Origin of the sequence: Nocardioides sediminis (assembly GCF_003047295.1) — a bacterium.
GTDB lineage: Bacteria > Actinomycetota > Actinomycetes > Propionibacteriales > Nocardioidaceae > Nocardioides > Nocardioides sediminis.
This window is the reverse complement of sequence record NZ_PZYZ01000001.1, coordinates 588,356-607,253: the sequence shown is the minus strand read 5'-3', so window position 1 is coordinate 607,253 and position 18,898 is coordinate 588,356. Positions and strand designations below refer to the sequence as shown.

Sequence of the window (18,898 nt, the reverse complement as noted above, 5' to 3'; positions counted from 1 at the left end):
CGCGACGAGACGACAGGGCGGAGGCGGCATGGGTGCGCTGCTGATGACCGGGTTCCCCGGCTTCCTCGGGTCGGCCCTGCTCCCGCGCCTCCTGGCCAGGCGGCCGGGTGCGCGCGCGGTCTGCGTGGTCCAGCCCTCGCACCTGGCTGAGGCCCGCGACCGCCTCGACGCGATCGAGGCCGCCGAGCCGCACGTGGCGGGCCGGGTCGAGCTGGTGGAGGGCGACGTCGTGGCCCCGGGGCTCGGGCTCTCGCGCACGGACGAGGAGCTGCTCGAGGACGTCACCGAGGTGTGGCACCTCGCGGCCGTCTACGACCTGGCGGTGGACGAGGAGGTGGCCCACCGGGTCAACGTGGTGGGCACCGACCGGGTGCTGGACGTGTGCCGCACCCTCCCGCGGCTCAAGCGGCTCCACCACGTCAGCACCTGCTACGTCAGCGGCCGTCACGACGGGGTGATGCGCGAGGACGAGCTGGAGATGGGCCAGGAGTTCCGCAACCACTACGAGTCCACGAAGTACGACGCCGAGCTCCTGGTGCGCCGGGCCATGGCCGCGGGCCTGCCGGCGACGATCTACCGGCCCGGCATCGTCGTGGGCGACTCCCGCACCGGAGCGACCCAGAAGCTCGACGGGCCCTACTTCCTCGCGACCTTCCTGCGCCGCCAGCCGCTCGTCGCCGTCGTCCCGTGCGTCGCCGACCCCGACCGCGTGCGCTTCGGCCTGGTCCCCCGCGACTTCGTGGTCGACGCCATGGACCAGCTGTCGGTGCTGGACGCTTCGGTGGGCCGCACCTACGCCCTCACCGACCCGGACCCGCCCACGGTGCGTGAGCTGGTCGACGTGTTCGCCGCCCGGCTGGGCAGGCGGGTCGTCTGGGTGCCGATGCCGCTGTCGCTGGCCAGGCTCGTCGTCTCGTTGCCCCTCGCCGAGCGGCTGACCGGCCTGCCTGTCGAGGCGCTCGACTACTTCGCCTCGCCCACGACCTACGACACCACCCACACGACGACCGACCTCGCCGGCACGGGCGTGACCTGCCCGCGCTTCACGGAGTACGCCGACCGGCTGCTCGACTACATGGTCGAGCACCCCGAGCTCGACTCCGCCGCCATGGTCTGACGTCCCACCGACGAGGAGAAGGAGCGACATGACACGCAAGGCACCGGTGGTCGTCAACGTCAGCCTGATGGGCCCGGAGTGGGACCACGACACGATGGTCACCTTCCTCGGCACCCGGTTCCGGCTGGTCCGCCGCGGCACGGGCGGCGACGTCGACGCCGCCTGCGCGCTGGTGCGCGAGTGGGCACCCAAGGCGGCCGCGATCGCGGTCACGGGCGTCCGCGAGGCACACGTGCCGGGCCTCCACACGGGCGAGCTGCGGGCGCGCGAGCGGGTCATGGCGGAGGCGGGCTCGACGCCGGTCACCGCCGGGACCGAGCTCCTCGAGGTGCTCCAGGAGTGGGCGGTACGCCGTGTCGAGACCGAGATGCCGGGCTACTTCACCAACGCCCGGACCGTCGTCCTCGGCGGGCGCCACCACGACCGCACCGTCCGCATCCTGCGCGAGCACACCGACAACATCGAGCACGCCGACGCGCTGCCGCGCCTGGGCCTGCCCGACCGGCTGCACGTCAACCCCGTGCTCGGGCTCGCCGGCGACGCCGTGGGCGGCGCGACCGGCCTGGCCCTGCGCCTCGTCCCGGAGGCCGTCCGGGTGCCGCTGGCCTCGCCCGCCCGGCTCACCGCGCACGCCCTGGCTCGGCGGGCCGCACGCGACAGCGACGTCCTCGTCGCGACGTACGACGAGCTGGCGGGCTTCGGGCTCGAGGACCTCGCCGGCAAGACCCTCATCACCTCCGAGACCTCGCCGGAGCGGCTGGCCGAACTGCGCGCGCGCGGCGTCGACCTCGTCGTCGACGTGACGCCGCAGCCCTTCGAGAGGGTGACGGTCAACGCAGCCACGCTGGAGGCGCTGATGGTCGCGACGGTCCACCGGGAGAGCACCCTGACCCACGACGACCTGCTCGACATGATCGTCGCTGCCGGGCTGGAGCCACGGCTGCTGCGACCCAACGGGCCGAGGCGCAAGAGCCGGTTCGCGTTCGTCATCCACCCGCTGTCGCAGGAGCACCTCGGCAACGTCGAGCCGCTGCACACGCTCGCGCGCATCGCGCCGGCACCGGTCATGTCCCTGGTCGAGAAGGCGGTGGCCTACAGCCCGCCCTTCACCTACAGCCACGTCACCGGCATCACCTCCCCCACCGGCGCCGAGGCCGAGGGCTGGCTGATATCCGTGGGTGGGACCCCGCACGAGATGCTGGCGCACAGCCCCGAGTTCACCTACAAGCGGCTCCTCACCGCCGCGGAGACCGCCCGCAAGCTGGGGGCCCAGATCATGGGGCTGGGTGCCTTCACCAAGGTCGTCGGCGACGCCGGGGTGACGGTCGCCCGGCAGGCGCCCCTTCCGGTGACGACCGGCAACAGCTACAGCGCCTCGGGGGCGCTGTGGGCGGCCCACGACGCGCTGCGCCAGCTCGGGCTCGCCGAGGTCGACGAGGACGGCGCGCTGCGGGGCAACGCCATGGTGGTCGGGGCCACGGGCGCCATCGGGTCGGTCTGCGCGCGGCTGCTCGCGGTCGCCGAGGCCCGCCTGTGGCTGGTGTCCCCGGAGTCGGCCAAGCTGCTGGCGCTCAAGGCGCTCATCGAGCGGGAGCACCCGGGCACGGAGGTGCACGTCGCGGCCACCCCCGACGAGGCGCTGCCCGAGATGGACCTGATCGTCACGGCCACGTCGGGGGCCGGCAAGCGGGTCCTCGACATCATGGCGGTCAAGCCCGGCTGCGTGATCACCGACGTCGCCCGACCGCTCGACCTGTCGGCCGAGGACGTCGCCAAGCGCCCCGACGTGCTGGTGATCGAGTCGGGCGAGATCGAGCTGCCCGGCGACGTGCAGATGCGGGACATCGGGCTGCCCAAGAACGTCGCCTACGCCTGCCTCGCCGAGACCGTCGTCCTGGCCCTGGAGGGCAGGTTCGAGAGCTTCACCGTCGGCCGCAACATCGAGTGGGAGAAGGTCAAGGAGATCTACCGCCTCGGCCTCAAGCACGGCATGCGGCTGGCCACCATCTCGGGCGTCAACGGTGTCTACACCCCCGCCGACGTCGACCGGATCCGCTCCCTCGCGCTGGCGGCCCGGTCGCAGCCGGCCCCCCGTCGGGCAGGAGCGGGGTCATGAGCACCGGGACCCGCCGCACCATGGGCGGCGCCGATGCCATGTGGCTGCACGCCGACCGGCCCAACCACCTGATGGTGATCGACGGCATCATGTGGACCGAGCAGCCCGTGGACTGGGACCGGTTCCGCAGGACCATCCAGGAACGACTGGTCGACGTCTACCCGGTCTTCCACGAGCGCCCGGTCGAGCCGACCCGTCCGTGGGACCTGCCCGCCTGGGAGGACGACCCGAGCTTCTCCCTCACCCATCACCTGCACCGGGCACGGCTGCGCAGGCCGGGAGGCGACAAGCAGCTGCGCGACTTCCTGCAGAAGCGGGTGAGCCGACCCCTGGACCGCAGCCGCCCCCTGTGGGAGGCATGGCTGGTCGACGGGTACGGCGAGGGGTCCGTCCTCTTCACCCGCCTCCACCACGCCATGGCCGACGGCATGGCGCTGGCCGAGGTCATGCTCACGCTGACCGACCCCTCACCGGGTGGCCACGACGCTCCCAGGGAGGCGGGCGCGCCCGAGGGCCGACGCGGGATCCTCGTCCCGGCGGCCGCGGGCCTGGTGCGCGGCGCCATGCGCCTGCCGACCGTCCCGGTCACGGCGTGGAAGGCGGTCGGCGTCACGCGCAAGCTGCTCCTCGACGTCCTGCCCGGAAGCCTGTTCAGCGGTGAGCCGGGTGTCGACAAGCAGCTCACGTGGTCCGACCCGCACCCGCTGCCCGACATCAAGGCCATCGGGAGGGCCACCGGCACCACGGTCAACGACGTGCTCATCGCCGCCCTCTCAGGCGCGCTCACCCGCTACCTGGAGACGTTCGAGGAGTCGGTCGACCACCTGACGACGATGGTGCCGGTGAACATCCGGCCGCCTGACCAGCCGCTCCCCCGCGAGCTCGGCAACAAGTTCGCGCTGGTCATGCTCCACCTGCCCACGGCCCCGATGGCGGTGGGCGAACGGCTCGCCGAGGTGCACCGCCGCATGGAGCGGATCAAGCACTCCCCCGAGGCGTTCATCACCACGGCCGTCGCCGAGGGCATCGGTCACCTGCACACCCCCCTGGACAAGCCGCTGGTCGACTTCTTCGCCGGCAAGGCCATCGGGGTCACCACCAACGTGGTGGGCCCGAGGGAGCCGCGCTACCTCGCGGGCGTCGAGATCGCCGGCATCCTCGGCTGGGTGCCCGGGTCCGGGGGGCAGACCCTGGGCGTGTCGATCTTCAGCTACGCCGACACGGTCCGGATCGGGTTCAAGGTCGACGCCGCCACGGTGCCGCGCCCGGAGCGGCTCGTCGCGTTCTTCGAGGCCGAGCTCGACGCGCTGCGGCTCGCCACGCTCGAGGACGCGTGACCGCCCGACGCCCGTGGGTAGTTTGGGACGATCTGGGTGGAAATCCGGGCTCGGACCAACGAGTTCGTCCCAAACTACCCAGGGAAGGGGGCAGGGACCGCGGGTCCGGCCTCAGCGGCGGGGCAGCAGGATCTCGAGCTGGTCGACGGTCGCGTCGCCGGTGTAGCGCCCGCCCAGCACCTCGGTGATGGTGCGGGCAGCGTCCGCGTTGGCGCGGACGGCCGGCACGGTCGGCGCCGTCGCCAGGGCGACCGGGCCGGGCCCGGGCGTGAAGCGGCCCGTCGAGCCGCTGCGCACGGTGACCTTGACGTGCTCGTCCTTGCCGGCGAAGCGGAGCACGACCGGCCCGTTGCTCGCCTCGGTCACGTCGCGCAGCACGCTGTCGAGGAGCTGCTCCACCGGCCCGGGGGTCAGCAGGACGTCGGGGCCGCTGTCGATGAACGCCTTGACCTCGCGGCTCTCCGGCAGCACCCCGCGCCAGCGCCGCGCGATCTGCGAGCCGAGCGCGAGCAGGCTGACCTCCGCCCCCTCGACCAGCGCGCGGCCCCGGGCGAACTCGAGGAGCTCGGCGATGGTGCAGTCGAGCCGCTCGACGTCGGAGAGGCAGCGCGACGTCGTACGCCGCACGTCGTCGTCGAGGTCCGGGCGCAGCGTGAGCTCCTCGAGCTCGAGCCGCATGCCGGTCAGCGGGGTGCGCAGCACGTGCGAGGCGTGGTGGAAGAAGTCGCGGTCGCGGCGCAGGGACTTCTGGAGCCGCTGCGAGCTCGCCCGGAGCGACTCCGAGATCGACACGACCTCCGGGATGCGCGAGCGCGGCGGCTCGATGTCGAAGCGACCGCGACCCAGCGCGGCGGCGGACTCGGCGAGGTCGCGGAAGGGCCGGGACAGCGCCGAGGCGAGGGCGAACCCGATCACGCCGGCCAGGACCACGAGGCCGATCATCAGCGCGAGCAGCGGCCCGCGCGCCCGGGCCATGACGTCGTCGGCCACGGTCGCGTCCTGGACCAGGGTGACCGTCGTGCCGTCGACGGTGCTGGAGGCCCGGACGTCCGCCTCGCCCTCCACGTAGTCGGGGCCGTCCAGCAGCAGCGCCGGCTCCCCGGCGCGCTCCACCTCGAGGCGGACGTGCGGCGCGACGAGCCCGGCCAGCGCGTCGGCGTCGACCGGACGGCCTGACTGCTCGAGCCCGTCCACGACCCGGCCGACCATCACCGCCTGCTGCTGCAGGTCCTCGGTCTCCGAGGCGTGGACGATGTCCCCCAGCGTCATCGCGCGGACCAGCCCGGCGACGACGACGATCACCAGTGCGAGGCCCACGAAGGCGAGAGTGAGCCTCTCACGCATGTCAGTCCCCGGCCTCGAGCCGGAAGCCGACGCCCCGGACGGCGATCACCTTGTCGGAGGACCCGGCCTCCTCGAGCTTGTTGCGCAGCCGCCCGATGGTGACATCGAGCGTCTTGGTGGAGCCGAACCAGTTCTCGTCCCACACCTCGCTCATCAGCTGCTCGCGCGGCACGACCTTGTCGCGGTGGGCGGCCAGCAGGGCCAGCACGTCGAACTCCTTGGCCGTGAGCGCGACCTCGTTGTCGGCCAGCATGACCCGGCGCGCGTCGGTGTCGATGCGCAGCCCGCTGGGGTCGACGGACTCCTGCTCGGCCGGGACCGCGGCGGCCTGGCTGCGGCGCAGCAGCGCGCGGACGCGGGCCTGGAGCTCAGCCAGCCCGAAGGGCTTGGAGAGGTAGTCGTCGGCCCCGAAGTCGAGTCCGACCACCCGGTCGAGCTCGCCGGCGCGGGCGGTGACGATCATGATGCCGCCGTCGAAGCCGCCGTCCCGGGCGGCCCGGCACACGTCCAGCCCGTCCATGTCGGGCAGGCCGAGGTCGAGGATCATGATGTCCGCCGAGGACTTCTGCAGGTGGGCGAGAGCCTCGCGACCGCTGGGGACCCAGGTGACGGTGTATCCCTCGCGCTCCAACGTGCGGACGAGCGGGAAGGCGATGTCTTCTTCGTCCTCGACGACCAGTACCTGTGCCATGGGCGCGAGCATAGTTCCGAGGGGCTCCTCGAGAGTGGCACTCTGCATGACCGCTGTCCTCCGCACCCGGACCGGGTGTCGTTCGTGGGCAACCGCGACGGGTGAGTTGGATGGCCCGGCCGACGAAGGGGGTACGTCGGCCGGGCAGTCCCAACCCACCACGGTTGTCTGGGTGTCGACCGAGGCCGACAGGACAAACCTAGGATCGGCGTCTGCTCACCGGTCCCACCACGGGCACACATCTGCTCCACCGTTCGGTAACAGCAGTCTCAGGGGTCCCAGGACGCCCGGCGAGGACCCCGTTCAGCCCGTCGGCACGTCGACGAGGAGGCGGCGTACGGCCGCCCGCGACAGCAGGAGCGCGACCACGAGCAGGGTCACCGAGACGAAGCCTCCCAGCTGCACCGCGCTCCCGAAGACGACGTCGACCAGCCACAGCACGACGAGCTTGCTGCCGGCCGCCACCACCCACAGCGCCAGCGCCGCGACGGCCCTGCCGCGACGCGTCGTCGCGGCCCGCAGGTGCCCGAGCACGACGTTCTTGACCCGGACCACCACCTCCAGGCTCAGCTTGAGGAGCACCGCGGTGAGCAGCGAGAGCGTGAACCCCTCGCTGATCACCGCGGGAAGGTGCTCGATCGCGAGGTTGAGGACGACGACGTAGACGAACACGTCGATCACGTCGGCCGGCCGCGCGCGCATCCAGCGGCGCACGGGACCACGTCCACGCGACTCCCCCGGGTCCGACGGGGCATCCGGCTGAGGTGCGTCCGTCGTCACCCGGCCATGGTGGCACCGCGCTCAGGCGTGGAACAGGTCCCCGTGCTCCCGGACCCGCTCGAGGACCTCCTCGAAGCGGAACTGGTCCAGACCGACCGGGTCCTCGGCCCCCTCCTCGACCTCGTCCCACGTGATGGGTGTCGCGACGGTGGGCACGGCCCGCCCGCGCAGCGAGTAGGGCGAGATCGTGGTCTTGGAGCCGGAGTTCTGCGACCAGTCGAGGAAGACCTTGCCCGGCCGCTTAGCCTTGGTCATCGCGGCGGTGACCAGCGCCGGGTGGGACGCCTGGAGCTCCTCGGCGACCTCCTTGGCCAGCGCCGTCGTGCCGTCGCTGTCCAGGCGCCCCGGCAGGGCGGCGTACAGGTGCAGGCCCTTGCTGCCGCTCGTGACCGGACTGCAGTCCAGGTCCCGCTCGGCGAGGGCGTCGCGCACCATCAGGGCGACCTGGCAGCACTCGTGCAGGCCGGCGGGCTCGCCGGGGTCGAGGTCGATGACGAGGCGGTCGGGCTTGCGCGGCCGTCCCGCCTTGGTCACCCGCCACTGGTGCACGTGCAGCTCGAGCGCGGCGAGGTTGGCCAGCCAGGTGAGCGTCGCGAGGTCGTCGCAGACCGGGAAGTCGATCGTGTCGCGGTCCGGCTCCCCGCCGGTACGCCGCGCGCGCGAGCCCGTCGTCGGCACGCTGGCGGTGCGCACCCAGGACGGGGTGCCCGCGGGCTTGTTCTTCTCGAAGAAGCTCTCGCCCTCCACCCCGTGCGGCCAGCGGATGCGCGTCACCGCCCGGTCCCTGAGGTGCGGGAGCAGCACGCCGGCGATCTCCGCGTAGTAGTGGAGCACCTCGCCCTTGGTCGTGCCGGTCCGCGGGTAGAGCACCTTGTCGAGGTTGCTGATCGACAGGGTCCGCCCCTCGACGTCGACCTGCACGTCACCGGGGCTCATCAGCGGCCGATCGGGATCACCGGCGCGGCCGCCGGGTCGAGTCGTCGTACGAGCGCACGGAGGAACGGGCGCGGCGCCGACACGCACCCGGCCGTGGCCCCGCGGCCGCTGACGTGCAGGAAGATCCCGGCGCCGCGGCGGCGTACCTGCTCGTGGTTGAAGGAGGTGACGATCGACCACTCGTACTGCCGCCGGTAGTCGGTCAGCCGCTCCGAGGAGTCGGGGTGCGACGCGGGGAGCCACCAGCGGAACCCGCCCTGCCGCTGGTTGCGGTAGCGGTTGTAGTGCGGCGACGCGTTGTCCTGGACCCAGTGGTCGCCGCGGCGGATGCGGCGGTAGTCCAGCGCCCCCGCGTCGCTCGCCGGGTGGGTGCCGAAGACGGACATCAGGCCGTAGGTGCCCAGCGGCGTGGTGCCGGTGCCCTGCACCCGACGTTCCCCGGCGACCAGTCCGCCGTACCCGATGCGCCCGTCCGTGGTGCTCATCCGCGCCCTCCACTCCCCGCGAACGAGCCGCCAGTAGGTGACCCGGGCCCGGTGGCCGCCGGTGTGGTCGACGGTCACCACCTGGGTCGTGGTGGGGCCGGCGTCGACGCGCACGCCGCCCAGGACGAGCGCCTCCTCCGCCGGTGCAAACGCTGCGGCCGGCAACGCCAGGGTCGGCAGCAGGCACGCGATCAGGGCGGCCAGCAGGGTCCTCACGTCAGGTCCTCCGGGGTCAGGTCGGATCGCACACCGCGGTACGACGGCTGGCGCAGGCGCTTGCCCGGCGTGCGGCTGTGGGTGTCGACGTCCACGACGACCCGCGGCTCCACCCAGCGGGTGCCGGTGGCGTCGACGCGCGGCACTTCGTCGGCGAACGGGCTGTCGTCCCGCTCGGTGCCCGCAAGGAGATCGGTGAGCAGCCGGCTCGCAGCGCCGCCGATGCCGCTGCCGACGCGGCCGCGGTACATCAGCCCCTCGGGCGTGGGCTCCCCCACCAGCAGCGCGGCCAGTCGGTCGCTGGTCCCCTCCTGGGGCCGCCAGCCCGCGACGACGTAGGAGAACCGGTGCCGGTGCGCCAGCTTGACCCAATGGGGGCTGCGGGCGTCGAAGGTGTAGCGCGAGGAGAGCCGCTTGCTCACGACTCCCTCGAGACCCTGCTGCCGGGTGGCGTCGAGCAGCATCGCGCCGTCGTCGTACGACGCGGGGACCTGCCAGGTTCCCGACAGACCGAGCCCGTCGAGCAGCTCGCGCCGCTCCGACAGCGGGCGCCCGGTCAGGTCCTCGCCGTCGAGGCGGAGAAGGTCGAAGACCATGTACGTCGCCGGGACCCGCTCCGCGAGCCGGGCCGCGGTCGTCGCGGAGCGGACGTGCATCCGCTCCTGGAGGACGGAGAAGTCGGGCAGGCCCTCGGCGTTGAGCCCGATGATCTCACCGTCGACGAGCAGGTCGCGGTCCCCGAGCGGGCTGCCGTGCACGTCGGGCCACGCGACCGACGCGTCGTTGCCGTTGCGGGTCCACAGGCGGGCCCGTCCGCCGCTCCCCTCGCGGACGTCGGCGAGGATCCGGACGCCGTCCCACTTCACCTCGTGCGACCACCCCTCGCCGGTGGGGAGGCGGTCCGCCTTGGTGGCGAGCATGGGACGCATGGGACATGCTTACCCCATGCGAGCGATCTGGAAGGGCGCGGTCTCCTTCGGCCTGGTGAGCGTGCCGGTCAAGCTCTACGCCGCCACCGAGTCCCACGACGTGTCCTTCCGCCAGGTGCACGCCAAGGACGGCGGACGCATCAAGTACCAGCGCGTCTGCTCCCTCGACGGCGAGGAGGTGCCCTACTCCGACATCGCCAAGGGCTACGAGACCGAGGACGGCGAGATGGTCATCCTCAGCGACGAGGACATGGCCGAGCTGCCGGCGACCTCGTCGCGCGAGATCGCGGTCGAGAAGTTCGTGCCCAGCGACCAGATCGACCCGATGCTGTTCGAGAAGTCCTACTACCTCGAGCCGGAGAAGTCCGGCGCCAAGCCCTACGCGCTCCTGCGCCAGGCGCTCAAGGACGCGGACCGGATGGCCGTGGTGACCGTGGCCCTGCGGCAGCGGACGTCGGTGGCCGTGCTCCGGGTGCGCAGCACCGACCGCGGCGACGTGATCGTGCTGCAGACGATGATGTGGCCCGACGAGGTCCGGGTCCCCGACTTCGACGTGGAGGTCGGCGACGTCAAGGACCAGGAGGTCAAGATGGCGCACATGCTCGTCGAGACCCTCGCCGGCGACTTCGACGCCACGGAGTTCGAGGACGACTACGCCGGCGCCGTCGAGGCGCTGGTCAAGGCCAAGATCGAGGGCGGCGAGGTCAAGCGGACCGCCACCTCCACCAAGACCTCCGGCGAGGTGGTCGACCTGCTCGCCGCTCTCCAGAAGTCGGTCGCGGCCGCCAAGACCGCGCGGGGCGAGGCGCCGGCCGATTCCGACGAGGACGCTGACGAGGAGAAGCCGGCGAGGAAGACCGCCGCCAAGAAGTCCGGGTCGTCCTCGACGGCGAAGAAGTCGACGACCAAGAAGGCCGCGGCCAAGAAGGCGCCCGCCAAGAAGACGGCCAAGAAGGCCCCGGCGAAGAAGGCCGCCGCCAAGAAGGCGAGCTGACCCCTCCGTCCCACTGGCGCGCGGCCTCGCGCGGCCGGCGCCTGCTCAGGCGGAGTCGCGGACGCGCGGCTCGCCCCGCGCCGCCGCGGAGTCGGGCATCCGACGCGAGAGCTCGGCGGCGAGGAAGTCCGACAGCCGGGGCGCCACCAGGTTGAGCACCTCGGCGGTCGAGCCGATGAGGCCGTTGACCGTGACGGGCCGGTCCTCCAGCGCGCGGACGAGCCGCTCGGCGCAGTGCTCAGGGGACTCGGCCCGGCGGCCGGCGTAGGCGTCGGTGGGGCCGATCATCGGAGTGCGGACCAGCGCCACGCGCATGTTGGTGCAGGTGACGTTGTCGAAGAACGCCTCGCGCCCCATGATCCGGCCGAAGACGTCCAGCGCGCTCTTGGCGGCGATGTAGGCCGCGAACTTCGGGGCCTTGACCTGGTTGCCCCACGTGACGACGTTGACCACGTGCCCGAACCGCTGCGCGCGCATCGCCGGCAGCAGTCCCATGGTCAGCCGCACGGGCCCGAAGAAGTTGACCGCCATCATCCGCTCGAAGTCGTGGAACCGGTCGTAGGACAGGTCCAGCGAGCGGCGGATCGAGCGACCGGCATTGTTGACGAGGTAGTCGACGGCGCTGTGCCGCTCGAGCACCTCGGCCACCAGGGCATCGATCGCGTCGCCGTCGGTGAGGTCCACGGTGTACGCCGTCGCGCGGCCGCCGTCCGCCACGATCGCCGCCCGCACCCGCTCGAGCTCGTCGGCGCGCCGGGCGACCAGGAGGACGTGCGCACCGCGTCGGGCCACGGCGTACGACGTCGCCTCGCCGATCCCGGACGAGGCGCCGGTGACCATCACGGTCGCCCCCATCAGCGGGCTGTGGGCACCGGTGACGCGACGGACGAGGCGGCCGACGCGGGCGCGCGGGGTCTGGAGGAGCAGGCTCACGGCGCCGACCCTAGACGCAGGCCGTCGAGCGTCCGACGGGGCGGCCGCCGGACCGTCGGACGCTGGTCGGGACGTCCGACGAAGTGGCTCCCCCCGCCACCGGTCCGTCGGACGTCCCGGCGGACGCCCGACGAGGCGGCTGCCACCGTCAGGTGGACTCCCACCGGAACAGCCGCGCGGCGAGCAGCGTGACGACGACGGCGAACGCCGCGAGGATCGCCATCGGGACGAGGGCCGCGGTCCAGGGCTGGTCGCGCACCATCACGTCGAGCATCCCGTCGTTGAGGTGGCGCAGCGGCAGCACCTGCGACAGGCCCTGCAGCCAGTCCGGGGCGCCCTCGAGCGGGAAGAACGAGCCGGACAGGAAGGCCATCGGCAGGACGATGAAGTTGGCCATGTTGACCGCCCCCTCCGTCGTCTTGGCGACGGCGCCGGCGAGCAGCCCGATCGCCATGAAGCACAGGGTCCCGACGACGAGGAGCGGGATCGCCGCCGGCCAGGCGCCGGTCAGGACCAGGTCGAAGAAGGCGACGCCGAGCCCCAGGAAGACCGCCATCTGCACCAGCGCGATGCCCAGCGTCACCGCCACCCGCGCGGAGACGAGCGTGCGGGTGCTCACCGGCGCGAGCTGGAGGCGGCGGAGCAGGCGGGACTGCCGCCAGCCGTTGAGGGTGGCCGCCGCCCCGAACGCCGCGCTCATCGCCACCGCCCAGCCGAGCAGGCCGGGCGTCACGTAGGCGATCGCCTTGAGCGAGTCGTCCTCGACCGCCTCGGTGCGCAGCGAGTAGGTCGGCGGCTGCCCGGACAGGGCGACGTTGGTCCCGTCGACGAAGGCGCGCAGCGACCCCTGCACGATGGCCGACCCCACCTGGTCGGTGCGCGTGTAGTGGGCGACCAGCTCGTCCCCCTGCATCTGGACCGCGACGTCGGCGTCGCCGGTGCGCACCTCGCCGATCGCCGCGTCGAGGTCGTCGCTGGTCTCGACGGCGAAGGTCGCGTCGAAGGCGGCACGCGCCTGCTCGGGCATGTCGTCCAGCAGCGGCACCGCGCCCACCTGGACCATGTCGAGCCGGGACTGCTCCTGGTCGCCGAAGATGCCGCCGAAGAGCACCAGGAACATCAGCGGGAAGACGAGCGCGAAGAAGACCGAGGCCTTGTCGCGGAGGAAGCCCTTGAGGATCGCCGAGCTGAGGCTGACGAAGGGGCCGAGGGAGGGCGTCACGCGCGGTACTCCCGCCCGGTGACCTCGAGGAAGACGTCCTCCAGCGTGCCGCCGGCCACCGCGATGCCGTGCAGCCGGTCCAGGCGCGCCAGCGCGTCGAGCACCGCCGCCGGCCGCGCGGTGGTCAGCTCGACCCCATCCGGGGTCTGCTCGAGGTGCTCGAGGTCCGGTACGCCGTCCAGCCCGGCGAGGTCGCCCGGGACGGTGATGCGGGTCGGTCGCTCGAGCCCCCGGATCAGCGCCCGCGGCGAGTCGAGCTCGAGCAGCCGGCCGTGGTCCAGGATCGCGACCCGGTCGCACAGGACCTCGGCCTCGTCCATGTAGTGGGTGGTGAGCACCACCGTGCGTCCCGACTCGTTGAGCCCGGACAGCAGGTCCCACAGGTTGCGCCGGGCCTGGGGGTCCAGCGCCGCGGTCGGCTCGTCGAGGAAGACCACCTCGGGGTCGTGGACCAGCGCGCACGCGATGGACAGGCGCTTGTTCTGCCCGCCGGACAGGTCCTCCACACGCGTGTCCGCCTTGTCGACGAGCCCGACCCGTTCGAGCCACTCGTCGGCCGTCGCGCCCGGGACGGCGTACAAGGAGGCGAAGGTGTGGATCTGCTCGCGGGCGGTGAGCCGCTCGAAGAACGAGGATGCCTGGAGCTGCACGCCGATGCGCGGCAGCAGCCGCGGGTTGCGCGGCCACGGGCGCTCGCCGAGCAGCACCACGTCGCCGGAGTCCGGACGGCGCAGCCCCTCGATGATCTCCAGCGTGGTCGTCTTGCCCGCCCCGTTGGGCCCGATGATCCCGAAGAACTCGCCGTCGGGCACCTCGAAGGAGACGCCGTCGACGGCCCGCACGTCCCCGTAGGACTTCGAGAGGTCACGGACCTCGATCGCCGCCATGCCGGAGAGGCTAGCGGTCCGCGACGTCAGCGTCCGAGCAGCGCGCGCACCACCCTCAGTCCCACCGAGAGCCGGGCGAGGTCGGCCTCGTCGCGGCAGATCTGGTCCAGCGTGTGGGCCGTGCGAGCGATCCGCTCGGTGTCGGCGTCCTCCCACTCGGCGACCCGCCCGGTCGCGGAGTCCTCCGCCGAGGTCGTCGACAGCACCGCCGCGGTGAGCTGCTGGTGCACGGCGTAGAGGTCGTCGCGCAGCGTCGCGCGGGCCATCGTCTGCCACCTGTCCTCGCGGGGCAGCGCGAAGATGCGGTCGACCAGAGCCGGCAGGCCGAGCCGCTCGCCGAGCGCGAAGTGCACCCGCGCCACCTCCACCGGCGACACCGACTGCTCCTCCGCCGTCTCGACGATGCCGAGCAGGGCGTAGGCCGGGGCGAGCACCGCCACCCGGGTGGCCAGGTCCTCGGGGACCCCCTGGCTGCTGAGCCGCTCGCGGCGGGCGGTGAACCCGTCGGCCTCGCGGCCGCTCATGATGCCGGGCAGCTCGGCCATCACCTCCTGCACGCGCCCGCGGAAGAACTCCACGGTCGCCTGCGAGTCGAGCGGGGGCCTGCGGTTGTTGATCAGCCACCGCGATGCGCGCTCCACGAGGGTGCGCATCTCGATCCGCATCCGGGTCTGCCGCTCGGCCGGGACCACGTTGTCGTACGACGCGATCTCCTTGCGCAGCGGCAGCGAGCCGAAGATCTCGCGGGCCACGAAGTTGGCCCGGGTCAGGTCGGCCGGCGATGCTCCGGTCTCGCCCGCCAGCCGCGGCCAGAAGGTCATGCCGGCGCCGTTGACGAGGTCGTTGACGACCTGGGTCACGATGATCTCGCGCCGCAGCGGGTGCTGCTCCATGGCGCCGACGTGCTCGGGGTGCATCCGCTGGGGGAAGTAGGCCAGCAGGTCCTCGCGCAGGTAGGGGTCGTCGGGCAGGTCGGAGGCCAGCAGCTCGTCGGCGAGCACGATCTTGGTCCAGGCGAGCAGCACCGAGAGCTCCGGCACGGACAGGCCCTGCTCCCGGTCGAGGCGGCGGCGCACCTGGCGGGAGGTGGGCAGGCCCTCGAGCTCGCGGTTGAGCACCCCGCGCTGCTCGAGCTGCTTCATCCAGTCCTCGTGCACATGCAGCAGGGGCTTCGCGTGGGCGGCGGCGTTGGCCAGTGCGAGGTTCTGCTCGTAGTTGTCGCGCAGCACGAGCTCGGCGACCTCGTCGGTCATCTCCGCCAGCAGGACGTTGCGCTGCTTGCCGGTCATGTCGCCGTCGGCGACCACCTTGTCGAGCAGCACCTTGATGTTGACCTCGTGGTCGGAGGTGTCCACGCCGGCGGAGTTGTCGATGAAGTCGGTGTTGATGCGCCCGCCGTCCCCGTCGGCGCCGAACCGGGCGTACTCGATGCGGCCGAGCTGGGTCAGGCCCAGGTTGCCGCCCTCGCCGACGCACTTGGCCCGCAGGTCCTCGCCGTTGACGCGGATCGCGTCGTTGGCCTTGTCGCCGGCGTCGGAGTGCGTCTCCTCCGAGGACTTCACGTAGGTGCCGATCCCGCCGTTCCACAGCAGGTCGACGGGCGCGAGCAGGATCGCCTTCATCAGCTCGGCGGGCGTGAGGGCCTTGACCCCTTCGGCGAGGCCGAGCGCGCGGCGTACGGCGTCGTGGACGGGGATCGACTTGAGCGAGCGCGACCAGACCCCGCCGCCCTCGGAGATGAGCGTCTCGTCGTAGTCCTGCCAGCTCGACCGGGGCATCTCGAAGAGCCGCTTGCGCTCGGCGTACGACGACGCGGCGTCCGGGTCGGGATCGATGAAGATGTCGCGGTGGTCGAAGGCCGCGACCAGGCGGGTGTGCTCGGAGCAGAGCATGCCGTTGCCGAAGACGTCGCCGGACATGTCGCCGATGCCCACGGCGGTGAAGTCCTCGGCCTGGCAGTCGATGCCGCGCTCGCGGAAGTGGCGCTGCACCGAGACCCAGGCGCCGCGGGCGGTGATGCCCATCGCCTTGTGGTCGTAGCCCACCGACCCGCCGGAGGCGAAGGCGTCGCCGAGCCAGAAGCCGTAGTCCTTGGCGACGCCGTTGGCGATGTCGGAGAAGGTCGCGGTGCCCTTGTCGGCGGCGACGACGAGGTAGGAGTCGTCGCCGTCGTGGCGCACGACGTCCTCGGGCGGCACCGTCCGCCCCTCGACCAGGTTGTCCGTGATGTCGAGCAGCCCGGAGATGAAGGTCGTGTAGCAGGCGACACCCTCGGCAAGCCAGGCGTCGCGGTCGCTGCTGTCGGGCAGCTGCTTGCAGAAGAAGCCGCCCTTGGCGCCGACCGGGACGATGACGGTGTTCTTGACCATCTGCGCCTTGACCAGGCCCAGCACCTCGGTGCGGAAGTCGTCGCGACGGTCCGACCAACGCAGGCCTCCGCGCGCGACGGCGCCGAAGCGCAGGTGCACGCCCTCGACGCGTGGGGAGTAGACGAAGATCTCGTACTTCGGCCGCGGCTCGGGGAGCTCGGGGATGGACGACGGCTCGAGCTTGAAGCTCATGTAGGGGTGTAGCCCGCCGTCCTTCCCTGTCTGGAAGTAGTTGGTGCGCAGCGTGGCGCGGATGTGGGTCAGGTAGGACCGGAGGATGCGGTCGTGGTCGAGGCTGACCACGTCGTCCAGCGCCCGGCCCAGCCGCTCCTCGACCTTGGCGACGCGCGCGGCGCGCTGGCCGTCGTCGGCGGGGACCCCGCCGACGGGGTCGAAGCGCGCCTCGAAGAGCTGGACCAGCAGACGGGTGATGTCGACGTTGCTGGCCAGCGCACCTTCGATGTAGTCGAGCGCGAACGGGGTGTTGCCCTGGCGCATGTACTTGGCGTAGGCGCGCAGGACCGTGGCCTGGCGCCACGTCAACCCGGCGCCGAGCACGAGCGAGTTGAAGCCGTCGGTCTCGTTGCGGCCGTCCCACACGGCGCGCAGGGCGTCGGAGAAGAGGTCGCGGGCGGCCACGGGGAGCTGGCGGCCGTAGCGCAGGCCGAACTCGTAGACGTAGGACTCCCGCCCCAGTCCCTCGAGCGTGTAGGGGCGCTCGTCGACGACCTCGACGCCCATCGAGGAGAGCATCGGCAGCACGCCGCTCAGCGACAGCGGGGGGCCGATGCGGAACACCTTGAGCCGGGCCTCGCCGCGACCGGCGTCGACCTGCTCGAAGAGGGCCAGGTCGATGCCCTCCTCGCCCTCGATCGCCTCGATCCGGCCGAGGTCGGCGGCGCCCTGGCGGGGGTTGAAGTCCTCCTTGTAGGCCTCGGGGAACGCGTTGACCCAGCGGCGGGCCAGCCGCGAGCCGCGCTCCTCGCCGTACTCGGTGACGACGGCGGCCGTGAAGTCGTCGCGCCACGAGCGGGACGCCTCCACCATCCGCCGCTCGAGGTCGGCCACGTCGACGTCCGGCACGACCTCGCCCTTGCGCGGGTGGACGACGAAGTGGACGCGCGCCGTCGTGGCCTCGTTGACGCGGGCGGTGAACTCGACGCTGTCCCCGCGGAGCCGGTCCTTGAGGATCTGGGAGAAGCGCTCGCGGACCGTGGTGTTGTAGCGGTCGCGGGGCAGGTAGACGAGCACCGAGACGTAGCGGCCGTAGGTGTCACGGCGGACGAAGAGGCGCAGCTGGCGGCGCTCGCGGGCGTACATGACCGCCTGTGCGGTCTGCGCCAGCTCGTCGGCCGGCGTGTGGAAGAGCTCGTCGCGCGGGTAGTTCTCCAAGGTGTCCATCAGGGCCTTGCCGGCGTGGCTGCGCGGGTCGAACCCGACGTGGCGCATGACCGTGTCGACCTTGTCGCGCAGCAGCGGGACCCGCGCCACCGACTCGGTGTAGGCGGCGCTCGAGAAGAGGCCGAGGAAGCGCCGCTCCCCCACCACCTCGCCCTGCGCGTCGAAGGTCTTGACGCCCACGTAGTCGAGGTAGGCCGGACGGTGCACCGTGGCCCGCGAGTTGGCCTTGGCCAGGACCAGCAGCGTCTTCTCGCGCGCCTTCTCGCGCACGAGCGCGGGCAGCTTGCCGAAGGACTCCGACATGTCCTGGTCGGCGCGCAGGATGCCGAGGCCGGTGCCGGGGAGCGCACGCAGCAGGAGGTCCTCGCCGTCCTCCTCGAGGCGGTACTCGCGGTAGCCGAGGAAGGTGAAGTGGTCGTCGGCGAGCCAGCGGATGAACTCCGCCCCCTCGCTGAGCTCGGTCTCCTCGAGCGGCGGCGGGTCGGCGGCGAGCTCGTCGATGACGCCCAGGGCGCGGTCGCGCATCTTGCCCCAGTCCTCCACCGCCTCGCGCACGTCGCGGAGGACCTGCTGCAGGCACTGCTCGATCTGCGCCACGTCGTCCTCGTCGACGACGCGGTCGATCTCCACGTGCATCCACGACTCGTTGATCGTGTCGGAGGACGCGTCCTCGACCACGCCCTCCTCCAGGGCGCACACGGTCTGCAGGGCGCCCGTGATGTCGCGCGTCACCTGGAACTGCGGGTGGATCACCACGTGCACGTCGTGCTCGAGCCGGGCCAGCTCCATCGTCACCGAGTCGACGAGGAAGGGCATGTCGTCGGTGACGACCTCCACGACCGAGTGGCCCGCCGCCGACCAGCCGGAGTCGACGAGCGTCGGGGTCACGACCCGCACGGCCGAGGTGCCCTGCGGCCGTGCCTGGGCGAGGCGGTGGTGGGAGGCCAGCGCGCCGTAGAGGTCCTCGGGACCGCGGTCCACGATGTCCTCGGCGGCGACGTGCCGGTAGTAGGCCACGAGGAGGTCCTCGACCTGGTCGTGGGAGGGCCCTCCCGTGCCCTTGGAGTGACGTGCCGCGTCGGCGGCCCGGGTGAGCAGTTCGGCTTTGTCGTCCTCGAGCGTGGTGAGCACGCTCTGACAC

At 72.2% G+C, this 18,898-nt stretch carries 14 protein-coding genes; 4 read left to right on the top strand and 10 right to left on the bottom strand.

What is annotated here, in order from left to right:
- Positions 1-28: 28 nt before the first annotated feature.
- The 3 genes from DAI17_RS02875 to DAI17_RS02865 are packed head-to-tail and all read left to right on the top strand — an operon-like array spanning position 29 to position 4,570.
- Entirely contained in the window at positions 29-1,117 is a 1,089-nt protein-coding gene (locus tag DAI17_RS02875; RefSeq protein WP_234412133.1) for an SDR family oxidoreductase, read from the top strand.
- A gap of 28 nt (positions 1,118-1,145) precedes the next feature.
- Positions 1,146-3,233, top strand: coding sequence for a dehydrogenase (locus tag DAI17_RS02870; RefSeq protein WP_107771359.1), 2,088 nt, complete (start codon positions 1,146-1,148; stop codon positions 3,231-3,233).
- Complete coding sequence (locus tag DAI17_RS02865; protein WP_199904905.1) at positions 3,230-4,570, top strand: wax ester/triacylglycerol synthase family O-acyltransferase; 1,341 nt, start codon at positions 3,230-3,232, stop codon at positions 4,568-4,570. Before DAI17_RS02870 ends, DAI17_RS02865 begins: the two co-directional genes overlap by 4 nt.
- A gap of 111 nt (positions 4,571-4,681) precedes the next feature.
- Here the strand turns inward: DAI17_RS02865 and DAI17_RS02860 are convergent, their stop codons facing one another.
- The 6 genes from DAI17_RS02860 to ligD (DAI17_RS02835) form a co-directional block, all read right to left on the bottom strand.
- Positions 4,682-5,914 (bottom strand): ATP-binding protein, encoded by a 1,233-nt coding sequence (locus DAI17_RS02860; protein WP_107771358.1) that lies wholly within the window; start codon positions 5,912-5,914, stop codon positions 4,682-4,684.
- Position 5,915: 1 nt separating this feature from the next.
- Positions 5,916-6,605 carry a response regulator transcription factor gene (locus tag DAI17_RS02855; RefSeq protein WP_107771741.1) on the bottom strand — a complete coding sequence of 230 codons (690 nt, stop codon included), beginning with the start codon at positions 6,603-6,605 and terminating at the stop codon, positions 5,916-5,918.
- Positions 6,606-6,908: 303 nt separating this feature from the next.
- Positions 6,909-7,319, bottom strand: a complete 411-nt coding sequence (locus DAI17_RS02850; RefSeq protein ID WP_199904904.1) for a hypothetical protein — start codon at positions 7,317-7,319, stop codon at positions 6,909-6,911.
- 87 nt (positions 7,320-7,406) lie between these two features.
- Entirely contained in the window at positions 7,407-8,321 is a 915-nt protein-coding gene (gene ligD / locus DAI17_RS02845) for a non-homologous end-joining DNA ligase (protein WP_107771357.1), read from the bottom strand.
- A complete protein-coding gene (locus DAI17_RS02840; protein ID WP_199904903.1) occupies positions 8,321-9,022 on the bottom strand; it encodes a L,D-transpeptidase family protein in 702 nt (233 codons plus the stop codon). Before DAI17_RS02840 ends, ligD (DAI17_RS02845) begins: the two co-directional genes overlap by 1 nt.
- The gene (gene ligD, locus DAI17_RS02835) at positions 9,019-9,951 is read right to left on the bottom strand and encodes a non-homologous end-joining DNA ligase (RefSeq protein WP_107771356.1); all 933 of its coding nucleotides are present in this window, start codon (positions 9,949-9,951) and stop codon (positions 9,019-9,021) included. Before ligD (DAI17_RS02835) ends, DAI17_RS02840 begins: the two co-directional genes overlap by 4 nt.
- A 16-nt stretch (positions 9,952-9,967) precedes the next feature.
- On the opposite strand from ligD (DAI17_RS02835), the gene ku reads away from it, so the two are divergent.
- Positions 9,968-10,945 (top strand): non-homologous end joining protein Ku, encoded by a 978-nt coding sequence (ku, locus tag DAI17_RS02830; RefSeq protein WP_107771355.1) that lies wholly within the window; start codon positions 9,968-9,970, stop codon positions 10,943-10,945.
- 45 nt (positions 10,946-10,990) lie between these two features.
- On the opposite strand, the gene DAI17_RS02825 is transcribed toward ku, so the two are convergent.
- The 4 genes from DAI17_RS02825 to DAI17_RS02810 form a co-directional block, all read right to left on the bottom strand.
- Positions 10,991-11,878 carry an SDR family NAD(P)-dependent oxidoreductase gene (locus tag DAI17_RS02825; RefSeq protein ID WP_234412131.1) on the bottom strand — a complete coding sequence of 296 codons (888 nt, stop codon included), beginning with the start codon at positions 11,876-11,878 and terminating at the stop codon, positions 10,991-10,993.
- 148 nt (positions 11,879-12,026) lie between these two features.
- Positions 12,027-13,100, bottom strand: a complete 1,074-nt coding sequence (locus DAI17_RS02820; protein ID WP_199904902.1) for an ABC transporter permease — start codon at positions 13,098-13,100, stop codon at positions 12,027-12,029.
- Positions 13,097-13,987, bottom strand: a complete 891-nt coding sequence (locus DAI17_RS02815) for an ABC transporter ATP-binding protein (protein ID WP_107771354.1) — start codon at positions 13,985-13,987, stop codon at positions 13,097-13,099. The genes DAI17_RS02820 and DAI17_RS02815 overlap by 4 nt, the downstream gene beginning before the upstream one ends.
- A 26-nt stretch (positions 13,988-14,013) precedes the next feature.
- Entirely contained in the window at positions 14,014-18,888 is a 4,875-nt protein-coding gene (locus DAI17_RS02810; protein WP_107771353.1) for an NAD-glutamate dehydrogenase, read from the bottom strand.
- Positions 18,889-18,898: the final 10 nt, after the last annotated feature.